Source organism: Variovorax soli NBRC 106424 (genome assembly GCF_001591385.1).
Lineage (GTDB): Bacteria > Pseudomonadota > Gammaproteobacteria > Burkholderiales > Burkholderiaceae_C > Variovorax > Variovorax soli.
Window position 1 is genome coordinate 1 of sequence record NZ_BCUU01000003.1, and the last position, 16399, is coordinate 16399.

18 protein-coding genes are annotated in these 16399 nt (G+C 69.3%); 7 read left to right on the plus strand and 11 right to left on the minus strand.

What is annotated here, in order from left to right; genetic code table 11:
- Positions 1-771 (minus strand): ATP-binding cassette domain-containing protein (locus tag VSO01S_RS01410; protein WP_153305089.1); only part of this gene is annotated, 771 nt, incomplete at its 3' end.
- A gap of 14 nt (positions 772-785) precedes the next feature.
- Positions 786-1775 (minus strand): BMP family protein, encoded by a 990-nt coding sequence (locus VSO01S_RS01415; protein ID WP_068640019.1) that lies wholly within the window; start codon positions 1773-1775, stop codon positions 786-788.
- A 299-nt stretch (positions 1776-2074) separates the two neighbouring features.
- Between VSO01S_RS01415 and VSO01S_RS01420 the strand changes: the two genes are divergently transcribed.
- The 6 genes from VSO01S_RS01420 to VSO01S_RS01445 are packed head-to-tail and all read left to right on the plus strand — an operon-like array spanning position 2075 to position 7974.
- Positions 2075-3679, plus strand: coding sequence for an ABC transporter ATP-binding protein (locus VSO01S_RS01420; protein ID WP_068640020.1), 1605 nt, complete (start codon positions 2075-2077; stop codon positions 3677-3679).
- On the plus strand, positions 3669-4751 hold the full coding sequence (locus VSO01S_RS01425; RefSeq protein ID WP_068640021.1) for an ABC transporter permease: 1083 nt from the start codon (positions 3669-3671) through the stop codon (positions 4749-4751). Before VSO01S_RS01420 ends, VSO01S_RS01425 begins: the two co-directional genes overlap by 11 nt.
- On the plus strand, positions 4748-5668 hold the full coding sequence (locus tag VSO01S_RS01430; RefSeq protein WP_068640022.1) for an ABC transporter permease: 921 nt from the start codon (positions 4748-4750) through the stop codon (positions 5666-5668). Before VSO01S_RS01425 ends, VSO01S_RS01430 begins: the two co-directional genes overlap by 4 nt.
- A gap of 18 nt (positions 5669-5686) precedes the next feature.
- Positions 5687-6319, plus strand: a complete 633-nt coding sequence (locus VSO01S_RS01435) for a flavin reductase family protein (protein ID WP_174544697.1) — start codon at positions 5687-5689, stop codon at positions 6317-6319.
- Between the two features lie 51 nt (positions 6320-6370).
- Positions 6371-7483, plus strand: coding sequence for a BMP family ABC transporter substrate-binding protein (locus VSO01S_RS01440; RefSeq protein ID WP_068640024.1), 1113 nt, complete (start codon positions 6371-6373; stop codon positions 7481-7483).
- Positions 7484-7503: 20 nt separating this feature from the next.
- A complete protein-coding gene (locus VSO01S_RS01445; protein WP_068640025.1) occupies positions 7504-7974 on the plus strand; it encodes a nucleoside deaminase in 471 nt (156 codons plus the stop codon).
- A gap of 10 nt (positions 7975-7984) precedes the next feature.
- On the opposite strand, the gene VSO01S_RS01450 is transcribed toward VSO01S_RS01445, so the two are convergent.
- The 4 genes from VSO01S_RS01450 to VSO01S_RS01465 all read right to left on the minus strand — a co-directional run bounded on the left by VSO01S_RS01450 (position 7985) and on the right by VSO01S_RS01465 (position 11560).
- On the minus strand, positions 7985-8314 hold the full coding sequence (locus VSO01S_RS01450; RefSeq protein ID WP_068640026.1) for a 4a-hydroxytetrahydrobiopterin dehydratase: 330 nt from the start codon (positions 8312-8314) through the stop codon (positions 7985-7987).
- Positions 8315-8347: 33 nt separating this feature from the next.
- Positions 8348-8734: a RidA family protein gene (locus tag VSO01S_RS01455; RefSeq protein WP_068640027.1), complete on the minus strand. Its 387-nt coding sequence runs from the start codon at positions 8732-8734 to the stop codon at positions 8348-8350.
- Between the two features lie 33 nt (positions 8735-8767).
- Positions 8768-10165 (minus strand): amino acid permease, encoded by a 1398-nt coding sequence (locus VSO01S_RS01460; protein WP_068640028.1) that lies wholly within the window; start codon positions 10163-10165, stop codon positions 8768-8770.
- Positions 10166-10234: 69 nt separating this feature from the next.
- The gene (locus tag VSO01S_RS01465; RefSeq protein ID WP_068640029.1) at positions 10235-11560 is read right to left on the minus strand and encodes an NAD(P)/FAD-dependent oxidoreductase; all 1326 of its coding nucleotides are present in this window, start codon (positions 11558-11560) and stop codon (positions 10235-10237) included.
- Positions 11561-11755: 195 nt separating this feature from the next.
- Between VSO01S_RS01465 and VSO01S_RS01470 the strand changes: the two genes are divergently transcribed.
- A complete protein-coding gene (locus VSO01S_RS01470; RefSeq protein WP_068640030.1) occupies positions 11756-12424 on the plus strand; it encodes a TetR/AcrR family transcriptional regulator in 669 nt (222 codons plus the stop codon).
- 38 nt (positions 12425-12462) lie between these two features.
- Here VSO01S_RS01470 and VSO01S_RS01475 read toward each other — a convergent pair whose 3' ends face one another.
- The 5 genes from VSO01S_RS01475 to VSO01S_RS01495 form a co-directional block, all read right to left on the minus strand.
- Positions 12463-13143 carry a TetR/AcrR family transcriptional regulator gene (locus VSO01S_RS01475; RefSeq protein WP_068640031.1) on the minus strand — a complete coding sequence of 227 codons (681 nt, stop codon included), beginning with the start codon at positions 13141-13143 and terminating at the stop codon, positions 12463-12465.
- Between the two features lie 73 nt (positions 13144-13216).
- Positions 13217-13822, minus strand: coding sequence for an alkylhydroperoxidase domain protein (locus VSO01S_RS01480; protein WP_068640032.1), 606 nt, complete (start codon positions 13820-13822; stop codon positions 13217-13219).
- Positions 13819-14448: a CMD domain protein gene (locus tag VSO01S_RS01485; RefSeq protein ID WP_068640033.1), complete on the minus strand. Its 630-nt coding sequence runs from the start codon at positions 14446-14448 to the stop codon at positions 13819-13821. The genes VSO01S_RS01480 and VSO01S_RS01485 overlap by 4 nt, the downstream gene beginning before the upstream one ends.
- Complete coding sequence (locus VSO01S_RS01490) at positions 14445-15524, minus strand: putative FMN-dependent luciferase-like monooxygenase (protein WP_068640034.1); 1080 nt, start codon at positions 15522-15524, stop codon at positions 14445-14447. Before VSO01S_RS01490 ends, VSO01S_RS01485 begins: the two co-directional genes overlap by 4 nt.
- Before the next feature lie 18 nt (positions 15525-15542).
- Positions 15543-16367, minus strand: a complete 825-nt coding sequence (locus VSO01S_RS01495; RefSeq protein WP_068640035.1) for a MetQ/NlpA family ABC transporter substrate-binding protein — start codon at positions 16365-16367, stop codon at positions 15543-15545.
- Positions 16368-16399 lie beyond the last annotated feature (32 nt).

The window sequence follows — 16399 nt, forward strand, 5'->3', positions numbered from 1 at the left end:
GGCGGCCGGCGCATCGGCCAGGCCCAGCGTGGCGGCCAGCACGCCGTCGCCGCCGGTCTGGATCTCGTGGCCGATCATGGAGCGCACCAGCGCGCGCATGTCTGCGCCTTCCATCGGCACCGTCTCGATCACGGTGCCCTGGCGCAGCACCGTGGTGCGGTCGGCCACCTTGGCGATCTCGGCCAGCTTGTGCGTCACCAGGATCACGCCGCGCCCGTCGTCGGCCACGCGGCGGCACACCGTCAGGAAGGCATCGACCTCGCTGGGCGGCAGCACGGCGGTGGGCTCGTCCAGCACCAGCAGCTTGGGGTCGCCCAGCAGGCACTTGATGATCTCCACCTGCTGGCGCTCGCCCACCGACAGGTCGCGCACCACGCGCCAGGGGTCGACTTCCAGCTTGTATTCGTCGGCCAGGCGCTTCATGCGCGCCACCACCTGGCCCGCGTCGAGGATGGCGCCGGTGCGGCCCATCATCAGGTTCTCGACCACCGTCATGGTGCCCACCAGGCTGAAGTGCTGGTGGACCATGCCGATGCCCTGGCGCAGCGCGTCGGCCGGGCCCTCGGGCGCGAAGGGCGCGCCGCCGAAGGTGATGCTGCCTGCGGTGGGCCGGTGCACCCCGAAGATCAGGTTGCACAGGGTGGACTTGCCGGCGCCGTTCTCGCCGAGCAGGCAATGCACCTCGCCGCGCTCGACGTCGAGGTTGATATGGGTCAGGGCGGCCACCGCGCCGAAGCGCTTGGACACGCCCGAGAGTTCGAGCAACGCCACGGCGTGCGCTCCCGTCAGCCGATGGCGACCTTGATCTTGCCCGCCAGGAGATCGCCCTGGATCTCCTTGATCTTGGCCACCATCTGCGGCGTGCCGCCGCCGCACACCTCCATGCCCGCCGAGCTGGGGCCCATGGCCAGGCCAAACTGCTTGTACTCGGGCTTCCAGGTGCCGGCCATCATCTGGTCGATGGCGTACTCGACCATGAAGCCGATGCCGCTGACCGTGTAGGCCACGTACAGCGGGTTGGCGTCGGCGCAGTAGTTGGCATAGCTGCCGATGAGCCTGGTGCCCTTCTCCCGCGCCGCCTGCTCCATGCCGCGGATGCCCAGGTTGAGGATGTTGTAGTGCACGTCCGCGCCCTGCGCGATGGCGGCCAGCGTGGCTTCCTTGGCCTTGGCCACGTCGTCGAAGTCGCCGGTGTAGGCGTCGAAGTACTTGATGTCGGGCCGCACGTAGCGCGCGCCGTTGCCGAACTCCTTGCCGGTGTTGACGATGGCCGGGATCTCCATGCCGCCCACGTAGCTCACCGCGCCGTTCTTCGACAGCATGGCCGCCACCGCGCCGGCCACGAAGCCGATCTGCGCCTGCAGCACGTCGTACTGCGCCACGTTCTCGGTGGGCGTGCCGGTCGGGCCGACGATGGAGAACTTCACCTTCGGGAAGCGCTTGGCCACCTTCAGCACCGAGGCCTGGGTCTGCCCGCCGCAGCCGATCACCAGGTCGTTCTTGGAGGCCAGCGCCACCAGGGCCTGCTCCATGTCGCCGAACTTCACGTTCTCGATGTAGGTGATCTTGGCCTTGCCTTCGTAGCGCTTCTGCGCGTTCTTCACGCCGTTGTAGCCCGACTCCATCCAGCCGTGGTCGGACTTGGAGCCCGGGATCATCACGCCGATGCGCACCGTGTCGGCGGCGAAGGCGGCGGGGGTGATGCCCCATTGCAGCGAGAGCACGCCGGCGGAGGCGGCGCTTCGCATGAGAAAGAGTCTGCGGTCGATGCTCATGTCTGTCTCCTGTGTATCTCTTTGGACGGAAGAGGCATGTCGGGCTGCATTCGCGTTGCCCGCTGCGGCCTGGTTTCGGCTGGCATGGATGACACCGCGTTTGGTTTTGGCTGTCTATGCGCCTCGGGCGCATGTGAACTATCCGTTCGATGAATGGTGGTGCGCGGCCGGGCGCGGCACCTGAGCACTATTCGGTACGTCAATGTGGCGCATCAGCCCAGGCGCCTCGACACCCCGCGGGGTGCTTCCTACATTGCGCAGCGTCGACATCGACAGGTCCAGGCCAGGAGGTCTTCGCCATGAACGAATCGCGTGCCGCCATGATCGAACCGGGCGGCGAGTTGCTGGAGCTGCGCGGCATCCGCAAGGCCTACCCCAGCTGCGTGGCCAACGACGGCATCGACCTGCGGGTGCGTGCCGGCGAGATCCACGCCGTGCTGGGCGAGAACGGTGCCGGCAAGAGCACGCTCATGAAGATCATCTACGGCGTGGTCAAGCCGGACGCGGGCCAGGTGCTGTGGGAAGGCCGGCCGATCACCGTGGCCAGCCCGGCGCATGCGCGCGAGCTGGGCATCGGCATGGTGTTCCAGCACTTCTCGCTGTTCGAGACGCTCACTGTGGTCGAGAACGTCGCGCTGGGCATGAGCGGTGCCGGCGACCTGCAGGTGCTGGCCGAGCGCATCCGCACTGTGTCGGAGCGCTACGGCCTCACGCTCGACCCCAACCGCCTGGTGCATTCGCTGTCCATCGGCGAGCGCCAGCGCGTGGAGATCGTGCGCTGCCTGCTGCAGGACCCGCGCCTGCTCATCATGGACGAGCCCACCTCGGTGCTCACGCCGCAGGCGGTGCGCAAGCTGTTCGAGACGCTGCGCCGGCTGGCCAGCGACGGCTGCGGCATCCTCTACATCAGCCACAAGCTCGACGAGATCAAGGAACTGTGCCAAAGCGCCACCGTGCTGCGCGCGGGCAAGGTCACGGGCCACTGCGATCCGCGGCAGGAGACGGCCTCGAGCATGGCGCGCCTGATGATCGGCGGCGACCTGCCCACCTGCCAGCATCCGCCGCCCACCGCGCGCGCCGAGGCCCGGCTTTGCATCCGCGGCCTCTCGCGCAAGTCCGAGGATCCTTTCGGCGTGGACCTGAAGGACATCCGGCTGGATGTGCACGGCGGCGAGATCGTGGGCATTGCGGGCGTCTCGGGCAACGGGCAGCAGGAGCTGCTGGCGGCGCTCTCGGGCGAGGCAACCAGCACCGGCGCGGCGGACATCGAGATCTGCGGCATGCACGCGGGCCGCCTCGACCCGGCCGCGCGGCGCCGGCTGGGCCTGTGCTTCGTGCCGGAGGAACGCCTGGGCCGCGCCACGGTGCCCGCCATGTCCCTGGCCGACAACGCGCTGCTCACCGCGCACCGCCAGAACATGGTGGGCGGCGGCCTGGTGCGAAGCGTCGCAGTGCAGTCCTTCACGCAGCGCTGCATCGACCAGTTCAAGGTGCGCTGCGGCGGCCCGGCCTCGGAGGCGAAGAGCCTGTCGGGCGGCAACCTGCAGAAGTTCATCGTGGGGCGCGAGATCCTGCAGAGCCCCAGGGTGCTGGTCGTCTCGCAGCCCACCTGGGGCGTGGACGTGGGCGCCGCGGCCTTCATCCGCCAGGCGCTGATCGACCTGCGCGACGCGGGCTGCGCGATCCTGGTCGTGTCCGAGGAGCTGGACGAGCTGTTCGAGATCAGCGACCGCATCGCGGTGATCGCCGGCGGGCAGCTGTCGGCCCCCAGGCCGGCGCAGGAGACCAACGTCGAGGAGATCGGCCTGAAGATGAGCGGCGCCTGGCATGCGCAGGCCGATGCGCAGCCGCAGGTCGCGGGCGCCGCCTCCCGACTGGACGCGGAGGTGTTCCATGCAGCTTAGGATCGAACCCCGGGCCGCCGCCTCGCTGCGGATGCGCTATGCCTCGCCGCTGATCGCCACCGGCCTCACGCTGCTGATGGGCTTCGTGCTGTTCGCGGCACTCGGCAAGAACCCGCTGGCCGCCTTCCATGCCTTTTTCATCGCGCCGGTGAGCAGCCTCAACGGCGTGGCCGAGCTGCTGCTCAAGGCCGCGCCGCTGGTGCTGATCGCCACCGGGCTGGCGGTGGGCTTCCGGGCCAACGTGTGGAACATCGGCGCCGAAGGCCAGCTCACCATCGGCGCCATCGTCGCCGGCGGCATGGCGCTCTTGCCGGCCGCCGGCGACGGGCCGGCCTGGCTGCTGCCGCTGATGATCGCCGCCGGCGCGCTCGGCGGCATGGCGTGGGCGGCGGTGCCGGCCTTTCTGCGCACGCGCTTCAATGCCAACGAGATTTTGGTGAGCCTGATGCTCACCTACGTGGCGCAGCTGCTGCTGAGCTACCTGGTGCACGGCCCGTGGCGCGACCCGCAGGGCTTCAACTTTCCGCAGTCGCCGCTGCTGCCGGATGCGGCGCTGCTGCCCATCCTGCTGAACGGCACGCGGCTGAACGCGGGCGTGCTGTTCGCGGTGGTGGCGGTGGTCGCGGCATGGGTGTTCCTGGGCAAGAGCTTTCGCGGCTACCAGATGCGCGTGGCAGGCCTGTCGGGCGAGGCGGCGCACTACGCCGGCTTCAGCGCCCGGCAGACCATCTGGATCGGCATGCTGGCCGGCGGCGCGGCGGCGGGCCTGGCGGGCGTGGGCGAAGTGGCCGGGCCGCTGGGGCAGCTGCTGCCCACGGTGTCGCCGGGCTACGGCTTTGCGGCCATCATCGTCGCCTTCGTCGGGCGCCTGCATCCGCCGGGCATCCTGCTGGCGGGCCTGCTGATGTCGCTGCTCTACCTGGGCGGCGACGCGGCGCAGATCAGCATGGGGCTGCCTGCGGCCACCACCGCCCTCTTCCAGGGTGCGCTGCTGTTCTTCCTCTTGGGTGCCGACCTCTTCATCGGCTACCGCGTCAGGCTCGTGCCGGGCGCCAAGGAGATCCCGCAATGACCGACACGCTGATCCCCCTGGTCGTGATGACGCTCGGCGCCGGCACGCCGCTGATCTTTGCCGCATTGGGCGAGCTGGTCACCGAGAAGTCGGGCGTGCTCAACCTGGGCGTGGAAGGGATGATGATCGTCGGCGCCATCGCCGCCTTCATCACCGCGAGCGCCACGCAGAGCCTGTGGCTGGGCGTGGGCGCCGGCTGCGTGGCCGGCGCGCTGATGGCGCTGCTGTTCGCCTTCCTCACGCTCACGCTGCAGGCCAACCAGGTGGCCACCGGGCTGGCGCTGGCCATCTTCGGCGCGGGCGTGAGCGCCTTTGCCGGCAAGAACCACGTGGGCGTGGCGCTCAAGCTGCCGGGTAACGGGCTGGGCGCGCTGGGCGACGTCCCCGTGCTCGGCGCCTTCGTGCAGGCCGTGCATCCGATGGTGATCCTCTCGTGGCTGCTGTTCGCGGGCGTGGCGTGGTTCCTCTACCGCACGCGGCCGGGCCTGGTGCTGCGCGCGGTGGGCGAATCGCCGAGCTCGGCGCACTCGCTGGGCTATCCGGTGACGCGCATCCGCTACCTGGCCACCGTGTTCGGCGGCATCACCTCGGGCCTGGCGGGCGCCTACCTGTCGCTGGTGTATGCGCCGCTGTGGCTGGAAGGCATGACGGCCGGGCGCGGCTGGATCGCGCTGGCACTGGTGGTGTTCGCCTCGTGGCGGCCGGGCCGCGTGATGCTGGGCGCCTACCTGTTCGGCGGCATCACCATCGCGCAGTTCTTCGCGCAGGGCGCGGGCATCGGCTTCGCGTCGCAGGCCATGTCGATGCTGCCCTACCTGGCCACCGTGGCCGTGCTGGTGCTCATCTCGCGCAACGCCGCCATGGTGCGGCTGAACACCCCGGTGTCGCTCGGCAAGCCCTTCCACGCCGGCGCCTGATTCAAGGAGCTCTTCATCATGGAAATCGATTTCGCACCCCTCTCGGCCTACGAGCGCTACAAGCTCATGGCCAGCCTGATCGTGCCGCGGCCGATCGCGCTGGTCACCACCGTGGGGCCCAGCGGCGTGGTGAATGCGGCGCCCTTCTCCATGTTCAACATGCTGGGCGAGGACCCGCCGATCCTGATGCTCAGCGTGAACCGGCTGCAGGACGGCCGGCTGAAGGACACGGCCGCCAACATCCTGGCCACCGGCGAGTTCGTCGTGCACCTGTGCGACGAGGCCATGACCGAGCAGATGCATGCCTGCGGCGACGCCCTGCCCTTCGAGATGAGCGAGCTGGAGCACACGGGGCTGCGTGCCGTGCCCTCGCACACCGTGGCGCCGCCGCGCATCGTGGAGGCGCCCGTCGCCTTCGAGTGCGTGCTGCACGAGAAGCTGGAAACCGACAGCCGGATCATCTTCATCGGCCGCGTGCAGTGGCTGAGCGCGCGCGACGGCCTCATCGACGACAAGAAGTGGCGCGTGCGCCTGCAGGACTACCACCCGGTCGGCCGCTTCGGCGCGAGCTTCTACGTGAAGACCGCCGCGCGCTTTGCGGTGGGCGCCAACGTGCAGCAGGCGGCCGCCACCGCCATCGACGAGATCTGAGCTTTCCCCCCCCAACCCCGTGAGCCACCACAACCATAGAAGGAGACAACCATGCTGATCCTGCCCCGCCGGGAGTTCATCAAAGCCACCTCTTCACTGGGCATTGCCGCGCTGGCCGGCCGCAGCGCGGACCTGTTCGCGCAGCAGCAGAAGGACGTGCTCAAGATCGGCGTCGTGCACCAGTTTCCCATCGGCGAGGTGGGCTGGGAGACGCAGCATGCGCTGGGCTGGAAGGCCGTCGAGGCCGCCTTTCCCGGCCGGGTGAAGGTCACGGCCGTGACCGACGTGCCGCAGGCGCAGGATGCCGAGCGCGTGTTCCGCGAGCTGGCCTCGCAGGGGCACAAGCTGATCTTCGGCACCACCTTCTCGCAGATGGCGCCCATGCTCAAGGTGGCACGCGCCATGCCCGACACCACCTTCGAGTGCTGCGCGGCCATCACCACGGCGAAGAACATGGGCGCCTTCGAGGCGCGCAACTACGAGGCCACCTACCTGGCCGGCGTGATCGCCGGGCGCATGACCAAGTCGAACGTGCTGGGCTGGGTGGGCGCCTTCCCGGTGCCGCAGGTGGTGTGGCGCCTGAACGGCTTCCTCATCGGCGCGCGCAGCGTGAACCCGCAGGCCGCCTGCAATGTGATCTGGATCAACAGCTGGAACGACCCGGCCAAGGAGAAGGACGCCGTCAACGCGCTCATCTCCCAAGGTGCGGACGTGCTGGCCGGCAGCCCCAACACGCCGGTGCAGGGCATCGCGGCCGAGGCCCGCGGCGCCTGGAGCGTGGGCAACGGCAGCGACTTTTCCAAGTTCGTCACCAAGGGCCAGCTCACCGGCGATATCCTCGACTGGAGCAGCGCCTATGTGGAAGCGGCGCGCGACGTGATGGCAGGCACCTGGAAATCGCAGAGCCGCTGGCGCGGCGTGGGCGAAGGGGGCTTTTGCAAGATGGCGCCCTACAACGCGGCCATTCCGGCCAACGTGCTGGCCGAGGTGGCACAGCGCGAGAAGGACCTCGTCAGCGGCAAGCTCAAGGTCTTCGCCGGCCCCCTCACCGACCGCGACGGCAAGCAGCGGGTGGCCGCCGGCGCCGAGCTGCCCGACCCCGAGGTGCGCAGCATCAACTGGGTGGTGGATGGCGTCAAAGGCGCGTTTCCCAAGGCGGCCTGACGCAACAAGGAAAGGAAAGCATGAACAAGGACTACCTGCGCATGGCCGTCGGCCTGGCGCGCAACAACGTGGTGGAACGCGGCGGCCGCCCCTTCGGCGCGGTGCTGGTGAAGGACGGCCAGGTGCTGGCCACCGGCGTGAACGAGATCCTCGCCACCCACGACCCCTCCACCCATGCCGAGATGCAGGCCATCCGCGCGGCCACGGCGGCGCAGCAGAACCCGCGGCTGGACGGCTGCGAGATGTACGCCAGCGGCCAGCCCTGCCCCATGTGCCTGTCGCTGATGCACATGGTGGGCATCAAGGCCGCGTACTTCGCCGCCTCCAACGCGGACGGCGAGCCCTACGGCCTGTCGACCGCGCGCATCTACGCCGAGATGGCCAAGCCCATCGAGCAGCAGTCGCTGCGCATGTCGTACCAGCCGCTGAAGGGCGAAGACGGCGAGAGCCCTTACGAGGCCTGGCAGCGGGTCTCGCAAAAGAAAGGCTGAGGCACCCGGCTCAGCCGCCGGCCTGCCCGGCCAGCGCCTCGGCGACCTGGTCCATGAGGCGGGCCAGCGCGATGTCGTTCATCGACAGGCCATCGGCATCGTGGGTGGTCAGCGTCACAGCCACCCGGTTGTAGACGTTGGACCACTCGGGGTGGTGGTTGCGCTTTTCCGCCACCACCGCCACCTGGGACATGAAGCCCCAGGCCTGCGCGAAATCCTGGAAGACGAATTCGCGCGAGAGCGTGCCCCCGCGCTCGGTGCTCATGCGCCACGCCGGCAGTTGCGCCAGCAGCGGCTGGAGCTGCGCGTCGGTGAGCTTGGGCGGCGTGGTCGACGTCATGCGGCCTCCATCTGAATCTCGATGCCCACGTGCCTACGCCGCGGCCGGCGCATCGACCGCCTGCACCTCGATCTCCACACCCACGCCGAACACCAGCTGCGCCTGCACCAGGCTGCGCACCGGGTAGCGGCCTTCCTTGAAGTAGCCGGCGTACACCTTGTTGAACGCTGCGAAGTCGTTCAGGTCGGCCAGCCAGATGTTGACCTTGACGACATCGTCCAGCGAACGGCCCACGGCCTCCAGCCGGGCCGCGATGCTCTTGAACACGGCATGCGTCTGCGCCTCGATGGGGCCGGTGAGCGGGCGCCCGGCGTCGTCGAAGGGAATCTGGCCCGACAGCATCACGAGGCCGGCGGCGCGCACCGCGGAAGAAAACGGCATGCCGCCGGGCGCGGGGTAGAAGGTGGGAGCGGAGTTCATCAGGTTCTTCTTCCAGAAAGGTTGCGAGGGTCGTCAGGTGGTGCGCATGGCCGGGGCGGCCAGCTGCCGGTTCACGACGCGGAAGGCCACATACACCAGGCCGATCCACACGGGAATGGCGAAGGCCGAGCTGCGGATGTCGGGCGTGGCCGCCATCACCGCCACCACCACGGCCATGACGGCCAGGCACAGGTAGTTGGACAGCGGCGAGAAGGGCGCGAGGAAGCTGGCGCGGGCGCCCTTGGCGGCCTGCGCCTTGCGGTACTTCAGGTGCGCCAGGATGATGATGACCCAGGTGATGACCAGTGCCGCGACGATGAGCGACATCAGCAGTTCGATCACGCCGGCCGGCGCCACGTAGTTCAGCACGATGCACAGCGCGGTGAACACGCCCGGGTAGACGATGGCGCGCACCGGCACGCCGCGCTTGTTCACTTCCATGAGCGACTTGGGCGCGTTGCCTTCCAGGGCCATGCCGTAGAGCAGGCGGCTGTTGCTGTAGACCATGCTGTTGTAGACCGACAGCGTGGCGGTGAGGATCACGAAGTTCAGCACGTTGGCCGCGAGCTTCTCGCCGATGCCGGCGAACACCAGCACGAAGGGGCTGCCGCTGTAGGTGCCGCCGCCGGCCTTGAGCTGCGCCACCAGGTCGGTCCAGGGCGTGAGCGCCAGCAGCACCGCCATCGAGCCCACGTAGAACACCAGCACGCGGAAGATGAGCTGGTTGATGGCCTTGGGAATCACCTTGCGCGGCTGGTCCGTCTCGGCGGCTGCAAAGCCCAGCATCTCGACGCCGCCGAAGGCGAACATGATGAAGGCGAAGGCCATCACCACCCCCGACACGCCGTTGGGCAGGAAGCCGCCGTGCGTCCACAGGTTGCTCACGGTCTGCGTCGGGTTGTGGGTGGTCGAGAGGATATAGATGCCCGTCACGATCATGGCCACCACGGCCGCGATCTTGATGAGCGCGAACCAGAACTCGAACTCGCCGTACGCCTTCACGTTGATGAAGTTGACCGCGTTGATGAGCGCGAACAGCGCGGCCACGATCACCCACGTGGGAATCTCGGGCCACCAGAACTGCACGAACTTGGCGCACGCCGTGAGCTCGAGCATGCCCACGAGCACGTACAGCGCCACGCAGTTCCAGCCCGACAGGAAGCCGGCGAAGCGCGACAGGTAGCGGTTGGCAAAGTGGCTGAAGGAGCCGGCGGTGGGCTCTTCCACCAGCATCTCGCCCAGGAAGCGCATGATCAGGAAGATGATGGCGCCGCCGATGGCATAGCCCAGCAGCACGCCGGGGCCGGCCATCTCGATGATGCCGGCCGAGCCCAGGAACAGGCCCGTGCCGATGGTGCCGCCCAGGGCGATCAGCTGGATGTGGCGGTTCTTGAGCTTGCGCTCCAGATGACCTGTGGAAGAAATGCTCACCGGTGTCTCCTCGGTTGGATGGTGGATGGTGTGGATGGGGCAGCCCGTCCCGGGGGCTGCCGGAGTTGCTTACTGCTCGGCGCGGCCGCGCCACATGTCCCAGGCCAGCGTGAGGCCCACGCCGATGTCGCGCACCGGGCGCGGCGGGATGTAGTTGGCGGTGCCTTCGACGAGGAAGTCGTCGATCAGCGGGTTCTGGCGGCCCAGCGCCAGGTCGGCGATGAGCATGCCGGCGGCCGTGTGCCGCACGATGCCCGAGCCGTTGCAGCAGGAGGCCGCGTAGGCGTTGTGTGCGATGCGTCCGAAGGCCGGCGCGTGGTTCTGCGACACGGCCAGCCAGCCCATCCAGAAATGTTCCAGCTCGATGGCCCCCAGTTGGGGAAAGCGCCGGCGCAGCAGGTCCAGGTTCATGGCCTTGGCCTTGGCGCGCCGCGCATCGTTGGTGCGCAGACTCGGCGAGTATTCGAAACCCTGGCGGATCATCAGCCGCCGGTCTTGCGTGAGGCGCAGCGTGGAGCCGGCCACGCCGTGCGCGGGCGTCACGCCCCAGGTGTCGTCACTGCCCAGGCTGGCGAGCTGCGCATCGGTGAGCGGGCGCGTGAGGCTGGCAAACAGCAGCACCGGCACCTGGCGCTCGCGGTACACGCCGAAGGACTGCGAGAACGCGTTCACCGCCAGGATCAGCTTGCCCGCGCGGATGCGGCCCTGCGCGGTGCGCACCGAAGGCGAGTCGCCGTGCAAGTCGGCCTCGACGACCGGCGAGTTCTCGAACAGCTGCACCTGCGGCGGCAGGCTGTCGGCCAGGCCGCGCACCAGGGCGGCCGGGTTCAGCAGGTGCGTGCCGGGCGTGTAGACCGCGGCGGCGTAGTAGTCGGTGCCCAGGCGCTGGCGCAGCGCGCCGCGCTCCAGGTATTCGTAGGGCTCGCCCCAGGCGTCGAGGTTGTGGGCATAGCTCTTGAGCGATTCGGCCGCCACCGCGTCGGTCACGGCCACGTGATAGCGGCCGCACCTGTTCCAGTCGCAGGCGATGCCGTGCTCGGCCACCAGCCGGTCCAGCGCATCGACGGCGAAGCGGTTGACGCGGATCACATGGCGGCCCTGCTCCACCGCCGCATCCGAGGGGGAAGAACTGTGCGGCAGGTCGATGGCGAAGCCGGAATTGCGGCCCGAGGCGTTCTCGCCCACCACGCCGGCCTCGACCACCGCGATGGCGGCGCCTGGCTGCTGCGTGGCCAGTTGCCGTGCAGCCGCCAGGCCCGCATAGCCGGCACCGACGATGAGCCAGTCGACATCCAGCTGCGCTTGCAGCGAGGGCCGGGGCTGGCGTGCCGCCAGCAGGGCGCTCCAGCCGTTGGTGCGGTCGTCGTTGGGCAGGCGATCTACGGTGCGCGGCATCTCGGGGCTCTCGGTACTCTCGGTCTCTGCCCCGGTAAGGGCTGCGGATCTGCGGGCGGGTTGCCGCATGGCCGCGAACTCTAAACAACAATAAATTATTATTGTTTGTTGTTTTCCCCTATGGACGGATTGCCGCGAACCGGCTAGAAGAAACAAGAAATATTTAATATTTGTTTTTTAAGGCCCGAGCAAGACATGACAACGCCCACCATGCAGCGGCGCGGACGCACCCCGCAGAACGAGCGCGTCGAGGCCACGCAGCGCAAGATCATCGACTCGGCCCTGAACCTGCTGCGCGAGGAAGGCCTGCGCGGCACCACGCTGCAGGCCGTCGCCCGCGGTGCCGACGTGTCGCTGGGCGCCCTGCAGCACCACTTCGAGAGCCGCGATGCCTTGATGGAGCGGCTGGTCGACGAGGTGATGGAGCCGGTGAGCGACCAGGGCAGCGTCTGGCCCGACGCCGCCCTGCCCCTGCAGGAGCGGGCCGAGCAGTTCGTCAGCCGCGCCTGGCGCCACATCTTCGGCGCCCCCAACTACCTGGCCGCCTGGAGCCTGTTCTTCGGCTGCAAGTCCACGCCCCAGCTCTTCGACCGCATCGACGCCCATCGCGGCGACGTGGACCGCACCTTCTACGCGCGCTTCCTGGATGCCTTTCCCGAACTGAAGGCGAACCACCCCAACCCGCAGGGCTTTGCCGTGCTGGTGTTCGACAGCCTGCGGGGCGCGGGCATGCTGGAGCTGTTCACCGTGGACCGCGCGGAGAAGGAAAGCGGCATGCAGGTGCTGGCGCAGCTGATCGTCCAGGCATGCGGCGCCGACGCGCAGCGCGCCGGGCGCCTCGCCCCGCAGCGCGCACGGGGTTAACGCGCCATCCCGTCAAACTCGCAGCGCCGCGCGTTCGCTCAGCGCGAGCCGGCCGCCTTCACGCCCGCCAGGTAGCCATGCACGGCCAGCCCGAGTTCATGGCGCAGCGAGGCCTCGGAAGGCGGCGGGTCGGTGGTCAGCATGCACTGCGACAGCCACCCGTACGAGATGGCATGCGCCATGCGCGCCACCAGGGGCAGGCGGTCCTGCGGCGGCGGGTCCGCGGCGCAGGCCAGGGCGTCGCGCCACGCGTCGACCCAGGTGTCGTAGTGGCGCCGGTAGGCGCTGGGCGCCGACACCTGCCGCTCGAGCAGGAACAGCAGCGTCCAGGTCTGCGTGTTGTCGGCGATGTTCTTCACCTGCACGTCGAGCACGGCATCGACGATCTCGGCCAGCGGCCGGCCGCGATGCGCCTCGAAGGACTGCCGCAGCTTCAGCTCCGCGTCCTTGACCGTGTCGCTGATCCACTTGGCCGCCAGCGAACGCATGTTGCCGAAGTACTCGTAGAAGGTGCCCACGCCCACGCCCGCCACCGAGGCCACCTCGCGGATGGTGGTCTTGGCATAGCCGCGCTCCAGCAGAACCCGGACAAAGGCGTCGCGCAGGGCTTTTTCGCTGTGCTGGGCGCGCGACTGCCGCGGGCGGCGGCGCACCTCGGGCGCCGTGGGCAGCGGCACCTGCTGATCCCGCGCCGACACCTGAACACGCGCCTTGGGCATGACCACCTGGACTCTTTGCATCTGCGTTGAAGAGCCCGGACGCTAACACGAATCGCAGCCCTGCCAGGGCCGCTCAGCCAGGCGGCAGCCGCGGCTCCCCCAGCGACAGCATCAGGCGGTTGGCCCAGTTGAAGAAGGCCGCGCCGTGGATCACATCCGAGATCGCCAGCGCGTCCAGCCCCACGGCGCGCAGCGCGGCGATGTGCGCCTCGCCGAAGGCGATGGGCGTCGCGGTGAGCGCCGCCGAGGCGGCCACGATGGCATCCCAGCGCGGGTCGAGCGCGGCCTTCACGCCCTCGTCCAGCAGCCGCTGCACGTCCTGCGAGCGCGGCGAGAAGTGCGAGGCGAAGCGTGCATGCACCGAAGCGCAGTAGATGCACCCGTTGACGCGCGACGTGGCGGTGGCCGCCAGCTCGCGCTCGGCGCGCGGCAGGCCGGCCTCGGGGTTGTAGAAGATGTCCTTGTCGGTGCGCGTGCGCGCGCCCAGGATGTCCGGGTCGCGCGCCAGCAGCATGAAGTACGGCGACTTGGCACGCGCAGCATCCACCAGGCCGGCGAAGTGCACGTCAGTCAGCTGCGACTCGGCCAGCGGTGCCAGCCAGGGCAGCCAGTCCAGCTGGGCCTGCGTGAAGGCGTTGGGCGCAAGGTGGCCCGGATGGGCGATGGTGTCCACGCTCATGCCGCAGCACTCCCGGACAGCGCACGCAGCCCCACCACCACCCGCACCTGGAACGACAGGAAGGACACCAGCTGCGACAGCGTGACGATCTCGTCGGCCGACCAGCCCGCATCGAGCAGCGCGCGCAGGCCGTCCGCCTTGGCATCGCGCGGATGCAGCACCAGGAGATGCGCGTGGGCGAGCGCGGCGGCCAGCCGCACGCCGAGCACGGCGCGGTGCGCCGCAGACACCACATAGTCGGGCCCCTGCACGTCTTCCGCGCTCAGGGCGCCGGCCGGATAGCTGCCGTAGGGCCCGCTGGCCGCACCCTGCCGCGCCGCGTCGACGACCGTCTCCTGCAGCGCCGTCGATGCGCCCGCGCGCGACAGCCCGGTCGCATAGAAGGCGATGAAGGCCGGCTGCCGGTGCAGCGCCGCGACGAAGGTCGCGATCGCGAAGCGCTCGACCGCATCGAACTCGCCTTCGTAGCCCGGCGGCGGCGCGGCGGGCTCGAACAGCGCCTGGTAGCTCTGCTGCGCATGCAGGCGGGCCAGCGGGCGCCGGGCACGGATCTCGTCGACGGGGCCGCCGGATGCGGTGCCCACGAGCTGGTCGATCACATCGGGAAAGGCGTGGACTGCGTTCATGCGATGGTGGTCTGGAGTTCGGAAGAAGAAGATGAAGGAGCGCCGGCCGCCGTCTTGGCGGCGACAGGTGCGGCGGCACGCCAGCCCAGTGCCGGCGCGACTTCGGTGGCGATGAGCTCGATCGAGCGCAGGATGTGCCGATGCGGCGGGTCCATCGGATGCACCTGGCACACCAGGTCGGTCACATGGGCCAGCGTGCGGTCGGCGCGCAGCGAGGCGATGACGTCCGCCGGCGTGCCCACGTGCACGTCCTGCCGCGCGATCAGCAGGTCGAGCGGTGCATCCGCGCCCGGGCCGCCCGGCACGGGCTGGCGCACCAGGCCGCGGCGAAGGCCTTCCTCCGCCAGCCGACGCGCGAGCGCGCGGTCGTCGGCCACGAACACCGAGCGCGAGCCGGCAATGCGCGGTGCACGACCGGCCGGCAGCGCCGACAGGTAGGCCTCGACGATCGGCAGCTGGATGTCGGCCAGCCGGGCATGCGGCGCCTCGGGCGTGCGCGGCTGCGTGCGCGAAAGCATCAGGCCGTCGCCCGCGCGAGCGGCCCGCTCGGCCCCCGCCACCGAGAAGCTGGCCTGCCAGACACGGTCCAGCAGTTGCGGAGAAGACGGATACAGCCGGTCGCCACCGGGCAGCGGCCGGCCGGCCCAGGCATCGCGCAGCAGCGCCAGGTGGCGCGCGAACACCTCGGCACGCTGGTCGCTGTGCAGTCCGAAGGCGGTGAAGGACGAGGGCGTGCCGCCGGTGCCCACGCCGAATTCGAGCCGGCCGCCGGTCAGCAGGTCCAGCACCACCGCGTCCTCGGCCACGCGCACCGCGTTCTCCAGCGGCAGCGTGACGATGCCGGTGCCCAGGCGGATGCGCCTGGTCTTCGCCGCCACCGAGGCGAGGAAGACCAGCGGCGAAGGCAGGCCGCCTTCGGCTTCGTGGAAGTGGTGCTGCGCCACCCATGCCGTGTCGAAGCCCAGGGCCTCGGCCTGCGCGATCTGCTCGGCCGCCAGGCGATAACGCTCTGCGGCCGAGGTGTTGTCCAGCACGCGGGTGAAGCAGCCCAGGCGCTGCAATGTCGGCGTCGTCAAGTGACGGCCCCGCTCGAGCTACTGCAGGAAGGTGGGCTTGGCGTAGCCCTGGAACTTGCTGTCCACCACCGCCTGGAAATCCTTGGAGCGGTAGACCTCGACCAGGTCCTTGGCCCAGGCGCTGTCCTTGTCGGCGCGCCTGACGGCCACCACGTTCAGGTAGTGGTCGGGCGTCTTCTCCAGCGCCACCGCCTCGGTGAGCTTCAGGCCCGACGAGATGGCGAAGTTGCCGTTGATGATGGCGTACTCGGTGTCGCCCAGCGAGCGCGGCAGCTGCGCCGCTTCCAGCGGAATGAACTTCAGCTTGCGCGGGTTCTCCGCCACGTCCTTTTCCGACACACGGATCGGGTCCACGCCGCTCTTGAGCACGATCAGCTTGTTCTGCTCCAGCAGCACCAGGGCGCGCGCCAGGTTGCTCGGGTCGTTGGGCAGCGTCACGCGGTCGCCCTCGTGCGCCTCGGCCAGCGTCTTGCGCTTGGTGGAATACACGCCCAGCGGCGCGATGGGGCCCTGCACCAGCTCGACGATGTCCAGCTTCTGGTCGGCCGCGAACTTCTGCAGGTACACGCGGTGCTGGAAGAAGTTGGCGTCCAGCGAGCCCTGCGCCAGCGCCTGGTTGGGCTGCACGTAGTCGTTGAACTCCACCAGCTTGACCTTGTAGCCCTTCTTCTCCAGCGCCGGCACGATGCCGGCCTTGAGCTGGTCGATGTTGGAGCCGGCGGTGGCGCCGATCACCAGTTCCTTCTTGGCGGCCTGCGCGGCGGCCTGCAGGGGCAGCACGCCGGCGGCGAGCACGGCCACGAAAAGCGCCAGCACGGCGCGGCGGACAAACTTGGTTTTCATGAGTGCGAAGTTCGGGAAATGAATAGAAAAGG